Source organism: Devosia rhodophyticola (assembly GCF_028816475.1).
GTDB lineage: Bacteria > Pseudomonadota > Alphaproteobacteria > Rhizobiales > Devosiaceae > Devosia > Devosia rhodophyticola.
In genome coordinates, this window is sequence record NZ_CP118247.1 from 2,874,163 (window position 1) to 2,892,638 (window position 18,476).

General features: G+C 57.8%; 18 protein-coding genes. 10 read left to right on the forward strand and 8 right to left on the reverse strand.

Annotation, left to right across the window (positions count from 1 at the left end):
• Window positions 1–191: 191 nt before the first annotated feature.
• The 6 genes from cysG (at window position 192) to PSQ90_RS14085 (ending at window position 6,264) form a co-directional block, all read left to right on the forward strand.
• Window positions 192–1,583 carry a siroheme synthase CysG gene (cysG, locus tag PSQ90_RS14060; RefSeq protein WP_282210914.1) on the forward strand — a complete coding sequence of 464 codons (1,392 nt, stop codon included), beginning with the start codon at window positions 192–194 and terminating at the stop codon, window positions 1,581–1,583.
• Window positions 1,583–1,906, forward strand: coding sequence for a DUF2849 domain-containing protein (locus PSQ90_RS14065; protein ID WP_282210915.1), 324 nt, complete (start codon window positions 1,583–1,585; stop codon window positions 1,904–1,906). Before cysG ends, PSQ90_RS14065 begins: the two co-directional genes overlap by 1 nt.
• Window positions 1,893–3,551, forward strand: a complete 1,659-nt coding sequence (locus PSQ90_RS14070; protein WP_282210916.1) for a nitrite/sulfite reductase — start codon at window positions 1,893–1,895, stop codon at window positions 3,549–3,551. The genes PSQ90_RS14065 and PSQ90_RS14070 overlap by 14 nt, the downstream gene beginning before the upstream one ends.
• Window positions 3,538–4,812, forward strand: a complete 1,275-nt coding sequence (locus PSQ90_RS14075; protein WP_282210917.1) for a phosphoadenylyl-sulfate reductase — start codon at window positions 3,538–3,540, stop codon at window positions 4,810–4,812. Before PSQ90_RS14070 ends, PSQ90_RS14075 begins: the two co-directional genes overlap by 14 nt.
• Window positions 4,813–4,898: 86 nt before the next feature.
• Entirely contained in the window at window positions 4,899–5,927 is a 1,029-nt protein-coding gene (locus tag PSQ90_RS14080; protein ID WP_282210918.1) for an NAD(P)/FAD-dependent oxidoreductase, read from the forward strand.
• A 16-nt stretch (window positions 5,928–5,943) separates the two neighbouring features.
• Entirely contained in the window at window positions 5,944–6,264 is a 321-nt protein-coding gene (locus PSQ90_RS14085) for a 2Fe-2S iron-sulfur cluster-binding protein (protein WP_282210919.1), read from the forward strand.
• 33 nt (window positions 6,265–6,297) lie between these two features.
• Here the strand turns inward: PSQ90_RS14085 and PSQ90_RS14090 are convergent, their stop codons facing one another.
• On the reverse strand, window positions 6,298–6,726 hold the full coding sequence (locus tag PSQ90_RS14090; RefSeq protein ID WP_282210920.1) for an SRPBCC family protein: 429 nt from the start codon (window positions 6,724–6,726) through the stop codon (window positions 6,298–6,300).
• Window positions 6,723–7,085: an ArsR/SmtB family transcription factor gene (locus PSQ90_RS14095; protein WP_282210921.1), complete on the reverse strand. Its 363-nt coding sequence runs from the start codon at window positions 7,083–7,085 to the stop codon at window positions 6,723–6,725. Before PSQ90_RS14095 ends, PSQ90_RS14090 begins: the two co-directional genes overlap by 4 nt.
• Window positions 7,086–7,209: 124 nt before the next feature.
• Here PSQ90_RS14095 and PSQ90_RS14100 point away from each other — a divergent pair, with 124 nt between their 5' ends.
• Window positions 7,210–7,629 (forward strand): SRPBCC domain-containing protein, encoded by a 420-nt coding sequence (locus tag PSQ90_RS14100; protein WP_282210922.1) that lies wholly within the window; start codon window positions 7,210–7,212, stop codon window positions 7,627–7,629.
• On the opposite strand, the gene PSQ90_RS14105 is transcribed toward PSQ90_RS14100, so the two are convergent.
• The 4 genes from PSQ90_RS14105 to PSQ90_RS14120 all read right to left on the reverse strand — a co-directional run bounded on the left by PSQ90_RS14105 (window position 7,598) and on the right by PSQ90_RS14120 (window position 12,019).
• Window positions 7,598–8,617 (reverse strand): YcjF family protein, encoded by a 1,020-nt coding sequence (locus tag PSQ90_RS14105; RefSeq protein ID WP_282210923.1) that lies wholly within the window; start codon window positions 8,615–8,617, stop codon window positions 7,598–7,600. The two genes, PSQ90_RS14100 and PSQ90_RS14105, sit on opposite strands and share 32 nt — an antisense overlap.
• Window positions 8,614–10,065, reverse strand: a complete 1,452-nt coding sequence (locus tag PSQ90_RS14110; RefSeq protein ID WP_282210924.1) for a YcjX family GTP-binding protein — start codon at window positions 10,063–10,065, stop codon at window positions 8,614–8,616. The genes PSQ90_RS14105 and PSQ90_RS14110 overlap by 4 nt, the downstream gene beginning before the upstream one ends.
• 122 nt (window positions 10,066–10,187) lie before the next feature.
• On the reverse strand, window positions 10,188–11,099 hold the full coding sequence (locus tag PSQ90_RS14115) for a homoserine O-succinyltransferase (protein WP_282210925.1): 912 nt from the start codon (window positions 11,097–11,099) through the stop codon (window positions 10,188–10,190).
• Between the two features lie 53 nt (window positions 11,100–11,152).
• Window positions 11,153–12,019 (reverse strand): ATPase, encoded by an 867-nt coding sequence (locus PSQ90_RS14120; protein WP_282210926.1) that lies wholly within the window; start codon window positions 12,017–12,019, stop codon window positions 11,153–11,155.
• A gap of 240 nt (window positions 12,020–12,259) precedes the next feature.
• Here PSQ90_RS14120 and PSQ90_RS14125 point away from each other — a divergent pair, with 240 nt between their 5' ends.
• Genes PSQ90_RS14125 through PSQ90_RS14135 form a run of 3 tightly spaced genes read left to right on the forward strand, consistent with a single transcriptional unit; the run spans window position 12,260 to window position 17,572 of the window.
• A complete protein-coding gene (locus PSQ90_RS14125; RefSeq protein ID WP_282210927.1) occupies window positions 12,260–14,014 on the forward strand; it encodes a flagellar hook protein FlgE in 1,755 nt (584 codons plus the stop codon).
• Window positions 14,015–14,073: 59 nt separating this feature from the next.
• Window positions 14,074–15,936: a flagellar hook-associated protein FlgK gene (flgK, locus tag PSQ90_RS14130; protein WP_282210928.1), complete on the forward strand. Its 1,863-nt coding sequence runs from the start codon at window positions 14,074–14,076 to the stop codon at window positions 15,934–15,936.
• Window positions 15,923–17,572: a flagellin gene (locus PSQ90_RS14135; protein ID WP_282210929.1), complete on the forward strand. Its 1,650-nt coding sequence runs from the start codon at window positions 15,923–15,925 to the stop codon at window positions 17,570–17,572. Before flgK ends, PSQ90_RS14135 begins: the two co-directional genes overlap by 14 nt.
• A 74-nt stretch (window positions 17,573–17,646) precedes the next feature.
• Here the strand turns inward: PSQ90_RS14135 and flaF are convergent, their stop codons facing one another.
• Together flaF and flbT are read right to left on the reverse strand one after the other, a co-directional pair.
• Window positions 17,647–18,012 (reverse strand): flagellar biosynthesis regulator FlaF, encoded by a 366-nt coding sequence (flaF, locus tag PSQ90_RS14140; RefSeq protein WP_282210930.1) that lies wholly within the window; start codon window positions 18,010–18,012, stop codon window positions 17,647–17,649.
• Window positions 17,966–18,388, reverse strand: a complete 423-nt coding sequence (gene flbT, locus PSQ90_RS14145) for a flagellar biosynthesis repressor FlbT (protein ID WP_282210931.1) — start codon at window positions 18,386–18,388, stop codon at window positions 17,966–17,968. The genes flaF and flbT overlap by 47 nt, the downstream gene beginning before the upstream one ends.
• Window positions 18,389–18,476 lie beyond the last annotated feature (88 nt).

The window sequence follows — 18,476 nt, forward strand, 5'->3', positions numbered from 1 at the left end:
CGTCAAATTGGGGCTGCGCAGAATTTTCTCCTGCTGACCATGCAGCAGATTATTTTGGCGGCATTTCCCCCATGCGTCGCGAGCTGTTCTAAGGGGAAGACGCGGCGGGAAATATAAAAGCGATTGCTGCGCAAAGCCTTGTGAAAGCAGGGGTTTCAGGCCTATTTTTGGTCTCCACAAGAGAGGCCAAAATGAGTCAACTCAACACATTTCCGTTGAGCTTCAAGGTTCAAGGACAGCGCATTGTCATCGTTGGTGGTGGCGAGGAAGCGCTGAACAAGGCGCGGCTGGTAACCAAGACCAGCGCGCAGACCGTGATTGTCTCTACCCAGATCACAGCCGATTTTTCGGGACTGGATGTCACTTTGATCGAACGCCCGTTTCGCGAGAGCGATCTGGATGGGGCTGCGCTGGTTTTTGTTGCCGACCACGGGCCGGACGGGTCGGCGGCCAAATGCGCGGCACGGGCGCGCCGGATTGCCCTCAATGTGGTCGACGTGCCGGGCGAATGCGATTTCTATACCCCCTCAATCATTGATCGAGCGCCGCTGACCGTTGCCATCTCGACTGAAGGTGATGCGCCGGTGCTGGCGCGTCTGGTGCGCGCACGGATCGAAGCAATGATGTCGCCGCGTCTGGGGGCGATTGCAGCGCTGGCAGGCCGGATGCGGCAGCGGGTGGAGGCACTGATCGGGGACGGTGGGGCGCGGCGGCGCTACTATGAAGACCTAGTGCAGTCGGCCGAGATTGATCTGGCGATTTCCACCGACAACGGCAATATCGCAGCCGAAGCCCTGTTGAGTCGGCATCTTGAAAAAGAGCGGGTCGGATCGGTGGCGCTCATCGGGGCGGGGCCGGGCTCCGAGGATCTATTGACGTTACGCGCGCAGCGCCTGCTGCAGGAAGCCGACGTCATTGTGCATGATCAGTTGGTGCCGGGTGCCGTTGTGCAGATGGGGCGGCGCGATGCCGAGCAGATTTCGGTCGGTAAGGCCAAGGGCCACCATTCATTTTCACAGGCGCAGATCAATACGCTGCTCGTTCGGTTGGCCGGGCAAGGCAAGCGGGTGGCGCGACTAAAGTCCGGTGACCCCATGGTGTTTGGGCGGGCTGGCGAGGAAATCGCGGCACTTCGGCAGGCCGGGGTCGCCTATTCCATCGTTCCCGGTGTCAGCGCAGCGCTGGCTGCGGCTGCCGATACAGCGACGCCGGTGACCCTGCGCAAGGTTTCAAGCGGGTTTGTTATGGCGACCGCGCATGGCGCTGAGGATGCGGATCTCAATCATTGGGCCGCGCTGGCAGCGGCCGGGATCACGCTGGCTCTTTATATGGGTAAATCGATTGCGGACACGGTTGCCAGCCGGTTGATCGGGCAGGGCGCATCGGCACAGTTGCCAGTGGGCATTGTGGTCAATGCAGGCCGGCCCGATCGCACATTTTATCGCGGCACGCTAGGCCAACTGGCCGGTGGTGCAGTGCCGTTTTCGGCGGGGCCGGCGATCATTCTGGTAGGCGAAGCGGTGGCTGCGGGCGATTGGGCCGACGCTGCCGATGTTGCGGCTGAACACATCAAGGTGGCATAATGGAAATTCTTGCAGGGAACGAGTTGACCTCGGGTGGCGTGGTTTATCTCGATCCAACGGGACGATGGGTGCAGGACATGCAGGCCGCCTGGCGCTTTGGCAAGGATGATGGCGTGTCCCGCGACAAAGCCATTGCCGATAGCAACGCTACAACGCGAATTGTGAGTGTGGAGGTTGTGGCAGTCAGCGATGTCGACGGCCTTCTGATCCCATTGCGGATGCGCGAGCGGATCCGAGCCAAGGGGCCGACCACCCGCAATATCCTGAACGGCGCGGTTTTCGACCGTCAGCATTTGAATGAGGACGGTCATGTATCGATATGACGAGTTTGACGCCGCATTTGTTCGGGCGCGTACCGGTCAGTTTGCCAATCAGGTTGAACGGCGGCTCAAGGGTGAAATCAGCGAGGAGCAGTTTCGCCCGCTTCGGCTGATGAACGGGCTCTATTTGCAATTGCACGCCTATATGCTGCGTATTGCGGTGCCTTATGGGACGCTGCGGTCTCAGCAGATGCGCAAGCTTGCCCATGTCGCGCGTACTCATGACCGGGGCTATGGCCATTTCACCACCCGGCAGAACATTCAGTTCAACTGGCCGCGTCTCAAGGATGTGCCGGTTATTCTGTCCGAGTTGGCCTCGGTTGAAATGCATGCCATCCAGACGTCGGGCAACTGCATTCGCAATGTAACGACGGACCAGTTTGCCGGCGCTGCCCACGACGAAATCATCGACCCGCGTCCGGTTGGCGAAATCATTCGTCAGTGGTCGAGCCTGCATCCCGAATTTTCCTATTTGCCGCGCAAATTCAAGATTGCGCTTAACGGGGCGCCGCATGATCGTGCCGCCATTCGCTTTCACGACATTGGCCTGCAAGCGACAACCAACGGTGACGGCGATATTGGCTGGGAGGTTTGGGTTGGCGGCGGGCTGGGCCGGACGCCGATGGTGGCCAAGTTGATCAATTCCTTCGTGCCTCACGAGCATTTGTTGGCCTATCTGGAGTCGATCGTTCGCGTCTACAATCGCTATGGTCGCCGGGACAACAAGTTCAAGGCGCGGATCAAGATCCTGGTGCATGAGGAGGGTCTGGAAACCATCAAGGGGCAGGTTGAAGCCGAATTTGCAGAAATGCGCGGCGGCCAACTGACCTTGCCGCAAGAAGAACTGGACCGGATCAGCGCCTATTTCGCGCCGCCTGCGTTTTCAGCGCTGCCGGATACGCCTGTCGACATTGCGCGGGAGGACATCCTCGATCCCGTCTATGCGCGCTGGCTGCGGCACAATCTTAATCGCCACGTTCAGCCCGGCTATACCTCGCTGACCATTTCGCTAAAGCCGGTTGGTGGCTCACCCGGCGATGCGACTGCTGAGCAGATGGAGGCGGTTGCGGACCTGGCTGAACGGTATTCGTTCGACGAATTGCGGGTTACCCACGAACAAAATCTGGTGCTGCCGCATGTGGCAATCAGGGATTTGCGCGCCGTTTACGATGGGCTGGTCGCGGTGAAGCTGGCTGAAGGCAATGCCGGACTGATCACCGACATCATCTGCTGCCCCGGCATGGATTTTTGCTCGCTGGCGACGGCGCGCTCAATCCCGATTGCTCAGGCGATCTCTCAAAAATTTGCCGCTCCCGAACGGCAGAAAGACATTGGCGATCTCAAGATCAAGATCTCCGGCTGCATCAATGCCTGCGGTCATCATCATGTTGGCCATATCGGGGTTTTAGGCGTCGAGAAAAAGGGCGAGGAACTTTATCAAATTACCCTCGGGGGAGATGCGACCGAGAATGCGTCCGTCGGCAAGATCCTTGGACCCGGCTTTGACGCCGATGGTGTGCCGGGGGCGATTGAAACGCTGGTGGAGACCTATCTGGCCAGGCGTGAAAACGCTCAAGAAAATTTCATCGCCGCCTATCGCCGATTGGGCGAAGCACCGTTCAAGGAGGCGCTTTATGGCAATGGCTAGCACCCTTCATTCCGACCGGCAGCCGGACAAGCTGCGTTCGCTTGGCATTGTCGCTCTCAACGGCATGTTTGACGAAATGGACGCCGTTGGCGTGATGCGCCAGGCGGTTGCCGAAATCCTGCCCGGCGATGTGGCGATTGTTTCCTCGTTTGGCGCGGATTCTGTGGTGCTGCTGCATATTGCGGCGCAGGTTGATCCAAGCCTGCCGATCTATTTTCTGGAAACCGGCAAACATTTTCCCGAGACCCTGGCCTATGTCGAACAGCTCAAAAAGCAGCTCGGCCTGATCAATGTTACTGCCATTCATCCCGCTCCCCACGATCTGGCCCGATTTGATCCCGATGGCGATCTTTGGGAAACCGACCCTGACAGCTGCTGCCATATTCGCAAGACCGAACCGCTCGAGCCGATTACCGAACAGTTCGGTGGCTGGGTCACCGGGCGCAAGCGGTTCCAGACCAAGGAACGGGGCGTTTTGCCGCATTTTGAATTGACCAGCGATGATCGCATCAAGATAAATCCACTGGCCTATTTTAATGACGCCGATGTTGCCGCCTACAAGGCCGAGCACGACCTGCCGGAACACCCGCTTTATTCGCATGGCTACAAGTCGATAGGGTGCGCGCCCTGCACGTCTGTGGTTGCTGAAGGTGAAGATCCGCGCGCTGGGCGCTGGCGGGGTCTGAACAAAAAGGAGTGCGGCATTCATTATGACTTCAGCGGCGCCATCGCCTCGCCGATGAATGCGGCAGACAAGTACAGCTTGTTCAAGGACGGTACTTTCGTTGCCGATCCCTTCCGCGTCTGGGACGAAACCATGGTTGCGGGTGAGGCGCGATATGCTCATGTGCCGCTGCCGGTTTTTCTGGAGAACCGCGAGGCGTTTCTGGCCAATCCGCATCCGCTCGGCCTTTTGGTGTCGCCGGGAGATCGGGTTGAGGACGCCGAAGCCGATCTTGGCCGATTTGTCTCGATTGCCATCAAGTTTCCGGCCTTTACCGATGGCCGGGGTTATTCAACTGCGCGGTTGCTGACTGAACGTTACCAGTATGCTAACGAATTGCGCGCGGTGGGTGACATATTGCAGGACCAGATTCCGCTAATGCGACGCTGCGGTATCAACGCGTTTGTGATAACCCACAAGCCAACACGCGAAGCTCTGATCGAAAATCGTTTGCCAGAGGTCAACATTTTCTATCAACCGGTGGGGACCAGCGAAGTGCCTGTAGGCACGCGCCCCTACTTGCGCCGGGCCAGCTGATCGCGGCAACTTACGCATTCCCGCAGACGTGGGGGTGACCCCGACGAAACGAGGGCTTTTAACCCTCCAATTGGACTTGAGACCTGATGAACGGAACTGAAATCGTCACCGATGTTGTTGTAATCGGCGCTGGCCCCTGCGGGCTGTTTGCAGCCTTTGAATTGGGACTGCTGGATCTCAAATGCCAGTTCATCGACATTCTTGATCGTCCTGGCGGGCAGTGCGCCGAGCTTTATCCAGAAAAGCCGATCTACGACATTCCCGGTTTTCCGGTCGTTACCGGGCAGGAACTCACCGAAAACCTGATGACGCAAATCTCCCCGTTTGCGCCGGAATTCCATTTCAATCGCATGGTCGATTCGATTGAAAAGCAGGAAGACGGCTCGTTCCGTCTGGTCACCGATGCCAATGAGGTATTTTTGGCCAAGGTGGTGGTGATTGCTGCGGGCGGCGGTTCGTTCCAACCCAAGCGGCCACCGGTAGCAGACATTGAAGCGTTTGAAAACAAATCAGTTTTCTATTCGGTCCGCAAGATGGACGATTTCCGTGGTCAGGACGTAGTAATCGTCGGCGGTGGTGATTCGGCGCTGGACTGGACCTTGAACCTCCAGCCAATTGCGCGCTCGCTGACGCTGGTACACCGTCGGGCCGTGTTCAAGGCAGCGCCTGCTTCGGTCAACAAGATGCAGGAGTTGGTGGGCGAGGGCAAAATTAATTTCCTCACTGGCCAGATTGCCAAGCTGGACGGCGAGAATGGCCAGCTCAACCATGTGCATCTGACTACCGACGCGGGTGATCTGTCTGTTCCTGCGACGCGTTTGCTGCCGTTTTTCGGACTGACAATGAAGCTGGGGCCGGTCGCTGACTGGGGGCTGGAGCTCAATGACAATCTGATTTCGGTCGATACTGAAAAGTTTGAAACCTCGATCCCCGGCATTTTTGCCATTGGCGATATCAATACCTATCCCGGCAAGCTCAAGCTGATCCTTTCGGGGTTCCACGAAGCCGCACTAATGGCGCAGCGCGCCAAGAAGATCGTTTCGCCTGATGAGCGCGTGATTTTCCAATACACCACCTCTTCGACCAAGCTGCAAAAGAAGCTTGGCGTCGCCTAGCGGTGGAGGACCGGCGATGAAAATCCATGTTACCGATCAGGCGGGTGCCGAGCACGAGCTTGAAGGGCTAGACGGTTGGCGGGTGATGGAAGTCATCCGCGACTGGGGCCTTAATATCAAGGCGGAGTGTGGCGGCGCCGCCGCATGCGCGACGTGTCATGTTTATGTTGATCAGCAGTGGCTGGACAAACTGGCTGACCCCAGCGATGACGAGGAAGACCTGCTTTATTCAACGCTGGACAAAAAACCGAACTCGCGGCTTTCGTGCCAGATATTGCTGAGCGATGCGCTGGACGGTCTCAAGGTCACTCTGGCGCCCAGCGCGGCGCAAAGCTGAGGGCTTGCCGCCCAACGGGTGGCAAGTGGGTCGTTATGCGGCGAGCAATGCCTCGAGCTTGTCGATGCAGCCGCCCCAACCCTCCAGATGCATGTCGCGGATTGCGGTATCAGCAAAGCGGGAATGGTTGAGGACCAGTTCGGTCCCCTCGGGATGGGGCCGGAAGTCCAAGGTTACCAGCGTTGGATCGCCCGGCACCATACTGACGCTCCAGGTGTAAACAAGTTGTTCGGGCGGCGTGATGCTTTGAAATACCCCCGAAATCCAGGTGATCGAGCCATCGGGTTGCCTGTTGGCAATGCGGTAGGCGCCACCAGGTCGCAGGTCAATTTCGGCCTCTGGACAGGTGACGGGACCGGGGCCCCACCATTTGACCAAAATCTCGGGATCGGTCCAGGCTTTAAAAACGCTTTCGCGTGGGGCGCGGATGACGCGTGTCATGGATAAGGCAGTGGGCGTCATGTTTTCTCCGGCGGCTGGGCGTTTTCGGTTTCAACAAATTGGGCGAAGTTTTCGAGCTTGTCGTCCCAGAAGGCCTTGTAGGTATCAAGCCATTGATCGGCACTGGCGAGCGCGCCGGTATTGAGCGCGCAAATATGCACGCGCCCCTGCACAGAGCGATCAACCATGCCAGCGTTTTCGAGCACCAGAAGGTGCTTTGAGATGGCTGCCAGCGACATTTCAAACGGCGCGGCAAGGTCAGTAACCTTGGCCGCCCCCTGCGCCAGACGGGCAACGAGGGCGCGGCGCGTGCGGTTGGCCAAGGCCTGAAAGATGATGTCTAACCTGTCATCGGCAAGGGGCAGGGCGGCGGCGTTCAAGGTCATTCTCCATAATTCAACCATTCGGTTGACAATAGGCAGTCCAAATGGCATACCATTCTTAATTCAACCGATTGGTTGAGTAATAACCTGCCATTCCCGGCAAGTCAAACAGGAGATCCAAATGAGCATCCACCAAGACGTCAAAATTCCCGGCCGGCCTGATGCCGTCTATGGCATTTTGACCACTTCTGCCAAATTTTCCGAGATGACCGGCGGCAGCGGTGCTGAGATCGATGCCAAGGAAGGCGGGGCATTCTCAATGTTTGGCGGCGACATACGCGGCCGCAATGTCGAATTGGTTCCAGGCAAGCGCGTCGTGCAGGCATGGCGTTCAAACGCCTGGCCGGAAGGGGTCTATTCGATCATCAGCTTCGTGCTGCAACAGGACGGTCAGGGTACAAATCTGGCATTTTCTCAGTCGGGATATCCCGATGGGGCCAAGGAAATGCTGGAAGGGGGTGGGCGCAAATGTATTGGCAGCCGATGTCGGCGATGCTCTCCGCCAAGGCCTAACCGGCCGGGTCGGCTTTTTCCGGATTGAGATTAGTGAGTTCGGGTAGAAAATCCCGGACTACCGGTTGGGACAGGGCATTGAAGGGCAAGGGGCGGACAACGCGGATGGCTGCGATGCCGACGCGGACGGTCATCAGACCATTGACGACCCCCTCGCCAAGCCGAGCAGACAGTTTGGCCGCCAGACCTTGTCCTACCAATTGTTCAACGATGCCATCGGTCAGCACCAGGCCACCCGTAACGGCCAGATGGGCCAGTATGGCCCCCGTTAGCCGCCAAAAGCCAAAGAATCCGGGCTTGGCGCCATAGAGGGCAGCGATGGCACCTGCCAGACGAATGCTCTCATAAATCACGAAGGCAATATCGACCAATGCGCGCGGTGATACCGCCGTTACAAGGGCAACGCGCCGCGCCGAGGCGGCGGTCAGTGCCCGGGCCTTACGGTCAAGTGGTGTCATCAGGCCGCGTTCGGCCAGATCAATCAGCTCGCTGCCGTCAAACAAATGTTTGGCGTGGTCATCGACACTCTTGTGGGCTGCGGCGAGATCGGCGCGGTGCGCGTAGATGCCTTCGAGACGGGATAGCACCTGGTGGGCCTGATGCTGATTGTTGTTTGCCAGCGCCAACACAGCGGTTCGTCGCAAGCCATCCAATACCCTGAGGCGGCGCAGGGCGAGAATTTCGCGCAGGATCAGGAAGAACACCGCCGTAACAAAAAGCGCCAGCGCGACCACGCCAGCCCAGCCCAGCCATTCATAGCGCGCGAAAAGGTCGCGGATCAGTCGATCTACCATCAGGCTCAAGCCCAATGACACCAAGATGGTGCCGGTCGTCCAGGCGAGGCGCCCCAGCCAACCCATTGATTTGATGGCGGGGGTTGTCGCACCGTCGTCCGGTGGCGGGTCGAAACTGGTTTGGTCGATGCTCACGTCATCGGGCAGGAAGGCGCGCGGCGCTCTGGTGGTTCGGCTCTGCGTGTCATCAGTCGCGGTTGGGCGGGCAACGGGACGTTTCATGCCAATTTGTCCCCGATGAGAAAATCCAGGGCTCGGTCAAAGCGGATATGAGGCAACACCATATCGCCACCCGCATTGCGGTCGAGTTTTTGCGGCGGCACGAAGCGCAGGAAATTCAATGAAACAGGAGTGCTATCTTCAAACAATGAGTCCGGGTGCTCGGGTAAGTCGCCGGGAAACAAGGCAATTTCGGTGTTGCCGTCATAGCTGGTGCCGTCGAGGACCTCGCCCGGCATCGGTGTGCCGACTATTGTGGGCAGAACCTCGCCGGCCTCGAGGAGGCTGCCTTCGCGGGTGGCGCGGATACCTGCCAGAGCAAGGGAGCGGGTTTCGGCCCCGGCAAAGCGGGCGCGGCGACTGGCATTGGCGACAAGGCGGTTGAGGATGGCTTCAAGTCGGTCGTGACTAGTATGGTGCACATGATCGGCCTTGGTGGCTGCAAAAAGGATGCGGTCGATGCGGCGCGATACCAGCCGGGTCAGCGAATTGCTGTCGCCTTGCCGGAAGCAGGACAGGACGGCGGTCAACGCCGTTTCGAGGTCGGCAACTGCGGCGGGTCCTGAATTGAGCGCGCGCAAGGTGTCAACCAGGACGACCTGACGGTCCAGACGGGCGAAATGATCCTTGAAGAAGGGGCGCACGACCTGGGCCTTGTAGGCCTCATACCGGCCCTCGAGCATGGCATATAGGCTCGTCGAACGAACCGGCTGGGTGGCAGGGGGAAGCGGGGCAAAGGTCAAGGCCGGCGATCCCTCGAGATCGCCGGGCAGCAAGAAACGGCCCGGCGGTAGCGTTGACATGGCATTGTCTTCCCGGCTCTGTCGCAAATAGCGGGTGAAACTTGCGGCCAGCTTTTCGGCATCAGTGTCAGTGCCCGGCTTCTGCGGATCAATTGAAGCCAGTATTTCCAGAAAGGGTGTGGCTTCGCGGCTGGACGCAGTGCGGTTGGCACGCTCCAGCGCCTCGCGGCTCCATTCGGCAAAACTCAGGCTCAATAACGGCAGATCGAGCAGCCACTCGCCCGGGTAATCGACGATATCAAGATTGAGCGTTGCCGGACCGCGCCATCCGGCGAGCCAGTTAGCCGACTGATATTTGAGCACGAGCCGCAACTGGGAAATGCGGCGTGTACTCTCGGGCCAGGTTGGGGTTTGGCCCGTCAACGCCGCCAGATGCTGCTCATAGGCAAAGCGGGGAATGGTAGCGTCGGGATATTCGGCCAGTTGGGCACCGATAAACCGTCCGTCGGCCATGGGCGAAAAGCCAGGCAGGCGGCCGCCGGTCAGCAGATTATGGATCAGGGCAGTGATAAAAATGGTTTTGCCGGCGCGGCTGAGCCCGGTAACGCCAAGACGCAGGGTCGGCGTGAAAGTGCCGGTGGCGGCATCGGCCAGATTGGCCAAGGCAATGCCAAGCTCGTCAACGATGGTGGTTGGCGCTTGTGCCAAGCTTTAAACCCTCTGTGCCTCTTTCAAACGTAGGGGACCGGCGCACTAATGCAAGGGGCGTGCGTCTGACAGATTGATTCTGATGGTGGCGGCAAGCCCCTCGCAAGACTACAGGATTTTGGCTATCGCCCGATTTCGTCAAGCTCAAACGGGGTAGTCTGGTAGATTTCGTTGATCCAGTTCTGGAACAGCAGATGGGCGTGACTGCGCCAGCGGTTTTCCGGCTCGATGTTGGTGTCGCCGTCGGGGAACAGGTTTTCGGGCGGCGGTGTTTCAAGTCCGGCCTTGATATCGCGCTGATATTCGTCGGCGAGCGAACGATTGTCATACTCAAGATGATTAAGCATATGCACCGCCCGGTGCTTTGGATCGTCGAGCATGCAAATGCCAATGTCCTCATTGTCGATGAGGACTTCGAGATCAGGGCCGAGACTTTTGCGATCAATGTCATTGAAGCGCGACACTGGAATCATCGGGCTATCGGAGAAGCCGCGCAGGAAGGGCGAGGGACCGCCGACGAGATGATGGCGAAAAACGCCAAAGGCCTTTTTGGGCATGCGATAGCGATTAACGCCATGAAAATGGTGCAAGGCCGCCTGAGCGCCCCAGCAGATGAACATGGTGTGGTTCACATGGGTCTGGGTCCAGTTCATGATATCGATCATTTCGGACCAGTATTTGACCTGATCGAACGGGATGTGTGCGATCGGGGCGCCGGTCACAATAAATCCATCGAACTTGCGCGACCGCACCTCTTCCCATGTCTGGTAGAAGCTCTTCAAATAGTCTTCGGACGTGTTTTTGGACTGGTGGTCGGAGACGCGCACCAAAGACAATTCGATCTGCAGGGGCGTGGAGGCAATCAGGCGCGCGAATTGAGTTTCGGTGCGCTCCTTGTTGGGCATCAGGTTTAGCAGGCCAATCTGGAGCGGGCGGATGTCCTGACGCGCGGCGCGCGAGGAATCCATGACATTGACGCCCTCTTTTTCAAGCGTCTTGCGGGCAGGTAGATCGTCGGGAATGCGTATGGGCATGATGATATCCCTAAGGGCAAATGGTAGCGATGCAGCGCAGGCTGGCCTTGCGGCTATCGCATTCGGGCCGCTATTGCACTCGCCATCAGGTCCTTGAACTCCCTGCCATTGCGGACCATTGCAAGGTCCGAGGCTTCCACGGCGTATCCGAACTTGTCGGCCAGCGCCTGATAGCGCGGCAGACGATCATGCAACAATGCTTCAAAACCCCAGGCGGCAAAACCGGCAGGGTCAACTGCATAATCGTCAGTGATACTATTCAGATGTTTGTATTCGGTCCATTTGCGCACCAGAAATTCAGGCGTGTAGTACATGGGCTTGGGGTTCTGCCTGAACCGTTCGATCAGTTGGGTGGCGTCCTTTTCGGTGCCACGAATGTAGAGCAGTGCGGTTGAATTGGCCAAGGTCTGGATCACCGGGTCGTCCGGGTCATTGGGATCGACCACCTCGATCAGCGATCCGCCGGTGTCGGCGATGAATTCATCATAGCCATATAGGGTTTTGGCGCGCTCGATGAAGCGCGGCACGTCTTGTAGCGCAAAAATCTCGGCTATGCGGTGCTGTTCCTGACGCCGCTGATATTCAGCCAAAGGTAGGCCGCCCTCGGCCGGATTGCCGGGCGTGCCCAGATAGGTCGACAGGGGGTCGAGATTGGCGAATGTGATGTTTGAAGAAATATAGATCGAATCCGAGCGCAGTAATTGCGCCAGAAACGGCACCTTCATGGCCTCGGCCTTGAAATTGTCGACGATGAACTCGCCCATATGCCGGGTGCCGATGCGATAATCGACCGAATAATGGAACCAGCGGCTGGTGCGCAGCATGGCACTCAGGCGAGTTTTGCCAACGCCTGCCATGCCGAAAACGGTGACCGCGCGAGACCGCGCATTGAGAAATTCATCGGCATTTTTGAACAGCATAGCGTCTCACACCCAGCCCCACGGCACGTGCTGTTGCGTTTAGAACAGTTGGCGCACCCACACAAGCGGGCGGCAAAATCTGCCGGTGGGACGGACTCTCTTGCCGGGTATTGGGCACCGCTAGTCCTCATTTGTAGATTTTCTTCAATGGATTCAAGGCGTGGAGCAGTTGGCACTGTGCTTGCATCGTTCGGCACAAGAGTGCGTCGCGGGGGCGCGATAAGGCATATGGAGTTTTAAATGGGTATCTATGGGGCTCTTTCCAGCGCGGTGACCGGTCTTCGGGCGCAGTCACACGCATTGGAGAATATTTCTGGCAATATCGCCAATTCGCAAACCACCGCCTACAAGCGGCTTGAAACCGACTTTGTCGATCTTATCCCCGATGCGCCCTTGGCGCAGCAGGTTCCCGGCGCTGTATTGGCGAAATCGCGCAGCACCAACGATGTTCAGGGTGACATTCAGACGGTTTCCACCGAGACATTTATTGCGTTGAACAATAACGGCTTTTTCGTGGTCGAGCCTTCCGTGGGCCAGTCGGATGGCAATCCGGTATTTGCCGGAACCAACTTTTATACCCGGCGCGGTGATTTTCAGATCGACAAGGATGGTCTGCTGGTCAACGGGGCCGGCTATTATCTCAAGGGGCTGCCGATCGACACCAAGACTGGTAACGTTTCGGGTTCGGTTCCAGAGGTCATCAAACTCTCTAACGCCTTCCTGCCGGCCCAGCAGACCGAGCGGATCAACTATCAGGCCAACCTGCCGCAACTGCCAAAGAACGCTGCCTATAATCCGGCGATCCCAAATAGCGAGCTGATGAAGACGAGCAGTTTCTCGGGCGCTCCGGCAACGGCAAGCGGGGCTGCCGCAACTACGGCTACGACTGCCGCCAGTCTAATGGCCGCAGGTACCTCCATCACGCTTGATGCGGGCGGTACGCCGGTCGTCTTCGATTTTTATGATAGTGCGGGCGGCCCCTATACGGGGACCAACCAAGGGATCGACATCGGGGCCGGCAAAAAGATCAATGTTGCCCTGAGCGAGATGCAATCAGCGTTCAGGGCGAATGCCGGACCGGATGCATCTACGGCAACGTTCGGGCTGAGCGGTGGCCAGGTCGCGGTTACCCTTGGGGACAACAAGACGGCAACGCTGACGGTTTCGGCCGATACCACTGGTCTGGCGCTTCCTGCCGCTTCGACGCCTGTTGCGCCGCTTCCCGCCTCAACCCGCGTCAGCTCTGTGACGGCGGACCAGGCCTCGAAATTCGAAGACAGTTCGGTTGCCGGTGGCGCCATTACGATTTACGCCGCCAATGGCTCGCCAGCCAATGTGCAAATGCGCTGGGCAAAGGTAGACAGTACCGCTGCTGGTGGGGCGGAAACCTGGAACCTCTATTACATGAGCAATAGCGGCGCCGCGGGCAGCCAGGCGATGTGGACCAATGTTGGCAAGGATTACACCTTTGGCGCCGACGGTTCGCTTCTGCCGCCGGGCATCGACTCGGTGACGCTGAATAATCTCACGGTCAACGGTGTCAATGTGGGTAATGTTGAATTGCACCATGATACCAATGGCATATCTCAGTTTGCCGACGTCAACGGCACTGCTACCGTTTCGACGCTCAATCAGAATGGCTACGCGGCGGGTGAGTTTGTTTCGGTGGCCATTGACGACAGCGGACGGGTCGTTGCGACCTATTCCAACAACCAGCGCGTTGACATGGCGCAGGTGGTAACGGCCCAGTTCAATGGCATCAATTCGCTCAAGCGCATGGATGGCGGGGTGTTTGCCACGACATCTGAATCTGGTGAAGCCATCCTTGATTTGAGCGGTAGCGGCATTATCGGCAGTTCGCTCGAGGCGTCCAATACAGATATCTCGGATGAGTTTACCAAACTCATCGTTACACAGCAGGCTTACTCGGCGGGCACCAAGATCGTGACCACCGCCAATGACATGCTGCAGGCTGCCCTGAACATGATCCGGTAGCAAGAAAGTTTGGCAGCTCGGCGGTTGCGCCGGGCCTGCCAGTTTGAGGAGTTGGAGTAATGGGTTTAACAACTTCGCTGGGCCATGCGCTTTCTGGATTGAATGTCACCCAGAGCTCGATCAGCCTGCTCAGCAAGAATGTCGCTAATGCGGGCACGCCCGGATATCATCGGCAGTCGCTCAATGTCGTTGATTACGATACGGGCGGGGCAAGCTATGTGCGCGACGCCGGTACCGTCAGGGCGTTCAACAGCAGCCTGCAGACCTATTACACGAGGCAGGTCTCGGACACCTCGACCTCGGGCGTGCAAGCGGGATATCTCGACCAACTACAAACCTATCTCGGCAAACCCGGCTCGGCCGGGTCGCTCGATACGATTTTTGGCGACCTGCAGAATGCAATGCAGTCGCTCGCGACCAGCCCTGACGACTTTACCGCCCGCGCCCAGATGCTGGACAAGGCACAGAACATGGTGGCGACACTCAACCAGCTCTCGGGCGCTGTTCAGGACATGCGGCAGCAGACCGAAGGGCAGATGGCCACAGACGTGGGCCAGCTCAACAGCATGTTGAAGTCGCTTGCCGAGGTAAATTCTCGCGTGTTGAACGCGGGCACGGCAGAAGATGCACGCGCCTCGCTGTTGGATCAGCGTGATCGGCTGGTGTCGTCCATTGCCGAAATGGTGGACGTGCAAGTCGATTACCGCAGTGATGGATCGGTCGCGTTGATGACCCGCTCCGGAGTGGGGTTGCTCGACGGGGGCGTTTCAACCTTCAATTTCGAGAGCGCTGGTAATCTGGCCGCGACCTCGCAGTATGATCGCGATGCTTCGCAATCCAAAGTTGGCGCGCTGACCCTGACGACGCCGTCGGGTTTGACCATCAATCTAGTTGGTACTGGTGTAATTCAGGGCGGCGAACTGGGTGGGTTGCTGACTTTGCGCGATCAGACGCTGGTCACGGCGCAAGATCAACTTGACGAAATCGCTTCGGGTCTGGCGCTGGCTTTTTCGACAGTTCAAACACCTGGGACAGCAGCAGCTGCTGGTGCGGCGACCGGGTTCGATCTTGATCTTACAGGCCTTCAGAAGGGCAACGATCTGGTCTTTTCCTATCATCAGGGCAGCACCGACATTCCGGTCCGACTGGTGAATTCGACCCAGCCAACGGACTATCTCGACGCGAGCGGACAGCGCGTTATCGGGGTCGATCTGAGTAATCCTGCCAATGCGGCAGCGCTTTTGAACAGCAAACTGCCGGGGCTGGCGATCAGCAGTAGTGGCCCGAACAATTTGCGCATCATGGATGACGGCGCGGCCAATACCACCGACGTCAATTATGCCGTTGTGCGACGGACATCATCGGGATTGCAGGGCGACGGCTCGGCTATCTCGCTTTTTGTCGATCAGGGCAATACGGCCTTTACAAACAATCTTGATGGCAACTCGCCGCAAAAACTTGGCTTTGCGTCAAGGATTGCCATTAATCCAGCTGTGCTGCTCGACAATACCCTGTTGGTGAAATCAACCACCGGCACCGCCTCGGGCGACGATACGCGGCCCAAGTTCCTGCTGAACCAACTCAACAATATGCAGTTTGTTTCGGGCGGCGATCCCAAACTGAATGCTGGCAAATTTCAACTTACCGGCAATTTGTCGCAGATTGTTGGGCAAGTCATTAATTACCAGGGCAGCACAATCTCAACGGCGATTGCCCAGCGGGACAATCGTCAGTTGGCGCTCGATACCGTAGTTCAGCAAATGGACAGCGAGTATGGGGTCAATCTGGACGAGGAAATGGCCCGGCTGACACAATTGCAGAACGCATACGCTGCCAATGCCCGCATCGTTTCGGTGGTGCAGGAATTGCTCGATTCTTCTGCTTCAGTCGGTCTAGGGGGTGAACTAAATGATCGTCAATAAATCCATGTACCCCCTGCAAACCGGGTTTTCTGCCATCTCCAGGATGCAGGACGCGCTGGGCACTTTGCAAAAGCAACTCGGGTCGGGCCAAAAAGCCTCGAACCTGTCCGAAATGGGACGGGATCTGCCGATGTCGCTGAGTGTGCGGGCGCGCTTGTCCAAGATCGAGGGTTATTCTGCCAACATTGATACGGTCAATCTCCGGCTGAGTTTCCTCGACAATTCGATGTCGCGCTTCGATGCCATCGAGGGCGAAGCGCGCAGCGCAGCGATGACCGGGCAATATGGCACCGACGGGATCAATCTGGCCACGGGACCAGGCCTATCGACCGCGCGGTTTGATGAAATCGTCACCATGCTCAACGAGCAGGTGGCAGGGCGATATCTGTTCGGCGGCAAGGCCACCGACAAGGCGCCGCTGCCGGACAGCACAACCTTGTTGAACGGTGCAGGCGGGAAGCTTGGCTTTACCGGCTTGCGCGACCTGCGACAGGCCGCTGACGGCGTTAATGATGCCGCTGCACCCGGTCGGCTGACAAGTACGATTGATCCGCTGACGCCGGCGGTGGTCAATCTGACAGAGGATGGCTCTCACCCATTCGGGTTCAAGCTATCGACCATCAGCACCACGGCGCCGACAACCATTAATGTCAGTGGTCCAACTCTGACTGATCCGCTTGACCCTACCAGTGCCAAGCAGATGGGCGTTGAGTTCACTGGCTTGCCGACACCGGGGCAGGTGGTCAGTATCGGACTGACCATGCCCGATGGTACCGAGACCCAGGTCAAGCTGACCGCGACGGCCGACAATCCTCCCGCTGCGGGGGCCTTTACCATTGATGCCGATCCGGCAATCATGGCGTCAAATTTTCAGGCGGCGCTGGACAAGAGTCTTGGAACGGCGGCACGAACTGATCTCAAGGCGGCGTCCACCTTTGCCGCTGCCAACGACTTTTTCAGCGAAGATGGTGTGCCACGTATACCCGCTGGCGGCCCACCCGCAACAAGCCTTGCGCCCGACGCGACCGATAGCGCGATACATTGGTATACGGGCGAAGTGGGAACGCCTGGCGACAATCCGCGGCAATCGATAACGGCTGCCACTGATGAGACCAGCAAGGTGGATTATGGCGTTCGGGCCAATGAAAGCGGCTTTTTGCGGCTGATACGCTCGCAAGCGGCGATGGCCGTTTCAGATTATCCATCCGAGGGAGATGTACGCGCCAAATATGACGGCGATAGAGTTGCCGCGATGGGGCTGCCTGAGGGCGCTGGGCGGGACAGTGCGCTGGCGGCTTACGAGGCCAAGGTTGCGGGAGAGTATCGCGAGTCGACTGGCTTCTTTGACGGTATGGCGCAGCGCCAGCTATCCGAGCTATCCGAAGGACACAACAGCGAAGCGGGTTCCATCGAAATCATCACCATGCAGATGGGTGTTGCCCATGGTGCGTTGGAAAGTGCCAGCAAGCGCCATGATGATTACAAGACGCAGCTAGAAAACCTGCTGAGCGATACCGAGGGAATTGACGAAAACGAGACGGCGATGTCGATCCTGGCGCTGCAAACCCGATTGCAGGCGAGCTACCAGGTGACCTCGATGGTCAGTCAGTTGAGCCTGGTTAATTACCTGCGCTAGAAATCGCGTTAACCGGATACGAAAAAAGGCCCCTGCAAATTGCAGGGGCCATTTAAATTAACAGGCTTGGATGGCTATTTGCCGCGTAGTCCGGCGGCGAGCTGACGATTGATATTGACCAATCCTTCGAGCCGCGCCGGGTCCTGCGGATTTTCGAGAATTTCGCGTGTTTCGTTCAGAATGAAAATACCCAAATTGGCAATGTTCTGGCGAACCGGGGCGGGCAGGCCGCCCTCCTGCTCGGTGGCCGAGCTCATAAAAATGGTCCATAACTTACGATTGTAAGTCAGGGCATCGACCAGTTCTGCAAAATCGACAGGCCAAGCGTCGCGTGTTCGCTGAATCCCCGCTGCGGCCTTGACCAACAGCGCGGCTTCGCGCTCGCGTGGTGTTTCAACGGTCTTGGTTGTCTGCTGGTACGCTAGTGCCCCGTGCTGCATTTTCGATTAGATCCTGTTCGAACTGAATGAGCTTTTTTGCTGACTTCAGAGCTTTGTACAGGTCGCCAGTTAAGATGTCGTTATTTACGGCGTCGACAATTGCCAGACTCGAGGGGGCCGCGCGTACAATCTCGTTGATCAGTTCGAAATATTGCTCGCGCAGCTTTTTCGAATCGTTGTCGATATACATGAGCTGTACCGCAAGATAGACGCGCTTGGCGGGAGTATCGGCGGTGGTTGAGGTCAGTATGTCTTTTTCGCGCAGTATTGGTGCCTGCCCTTCAATGAAGAGACGTGTGCGCTGGTCCGCATTGGTGATGATGCAATTGCCCACCAACAATTTCTCACCGGGTTTGAGTTCGACTTTAAGCGCCATTTCGGTTCTCGATCCCTGATTGGAAGGGGAGGGTCCCTATGCTGACCTGATTTAGAGCAAAAAGAAAAGGCGGGCTTGTGGCCCGCCT

Coding starts and splice junctions, on each gene's coding strand:
- cysG (WP_282210914.1), top strand. CDS start 192: ATGAGTCAACTCAACACATTTCCGTTGAGCTTCAAGGTTCAAGGACAG.
- PSQ90_RS14065 (WP_282210915.1), top strand. CDS start 1,583: ATGGAAATTCTTGCAGGGAACGAGTTGACCTCGGGTGGCGTGGTTTAT.
- PSQ90_RS14070 (WP_282210916.1), top strand. CDS start 1,893: ATGTATCGATATGACGAGTTTGACGCCGCATTTGTTCGGGCGCGTACC.
- PSQ90_RS14075 (WP_282210917.1), top strand. CDS start 3,538: ATGGCAATGGCTAGCACCCTTCATTCCGACCGGCAGCCGGACAAGCTG.
- PSQ90_RS14080 (WP_282210918.1), top strand. CDS start 4,899: ATGAACGGAACTGAAATCGTCACCGATGTTGTTGTAATCGGCGCTGGC.
- PSQ90_RS14085 (WP_282210919.1), top strand. CDS start 5,944: ATGAAAATCCATGTTACCGATCAGGCGGGTGCCGAGCACGAGCTTGAA.
- PSQ90_RS14090 (WP_282210920.1), bottom strand. CDS start 6,726: ATGACGCCCACTGCCTTATCCATGACACGCGTCATCCGCGCCCCACGC.
- PSQ90_RS14100 (WP_282210922.1), top strand. CDS start 7,210: ATGAGCATCCACCAAGACGTCAAAATTCCCGGCCGGCCTGATGCCGTC.
- PSQ90_RS14105 (WP_282210923.1), bottom strand. CDS start 8,617: ATGAAACGTCCCGTTGCCCGCCCAACCGCGACTGATGACACGCAGAGC.
- PSQ90_RS14115 (WP_282210925.1), bottom strand. CDS start 11,099: ATGCCCATACGCATTCCCGACGATCTACCTGCCCGCAAGACGCTTGAA.
- PSQ90_RS14120 (WP_282210926.1), bottom strand. CDS start 12,019: ATGCTGTTCAAAAATGCCGATGAATTTCTCAATGCGCGGTCTCGCGCG.
- PSQ90_RS14125 (WP_282210927.1), top strand. CDS start 12,260: ATGGGTATCTATGGGGCTCTTTCCAGCGCGGTGACCGGTCTTCGGGCG.
- flgK (WP_282210928.1), top strand. CDS start 14,074: ATGGGTTTAACAACTTCGCTGGGCCATGCGCTTTCTGGATTGAATGTC.
- PSQ90_RS14135 (WP_282210929.1), top strand. CDS start 15,923: ATGATCGTCAATAAATCCATGTACCCCCTGCAAACCGGGTTTTCTGCC.
- flaF (WP_282210930.1), bottom strand. CDS start 18,012: ATGCAGCACGGGGCACTAGCGTACCAGCAGACAACCAAGACCGTTGAA.
- flbT (WP_282210931.1), bottom strand. CDS start 18,388: ATGGCGCTTAAAGTCGAACTCAAACCCGGTGAGAAATTGTTGGTGGGC.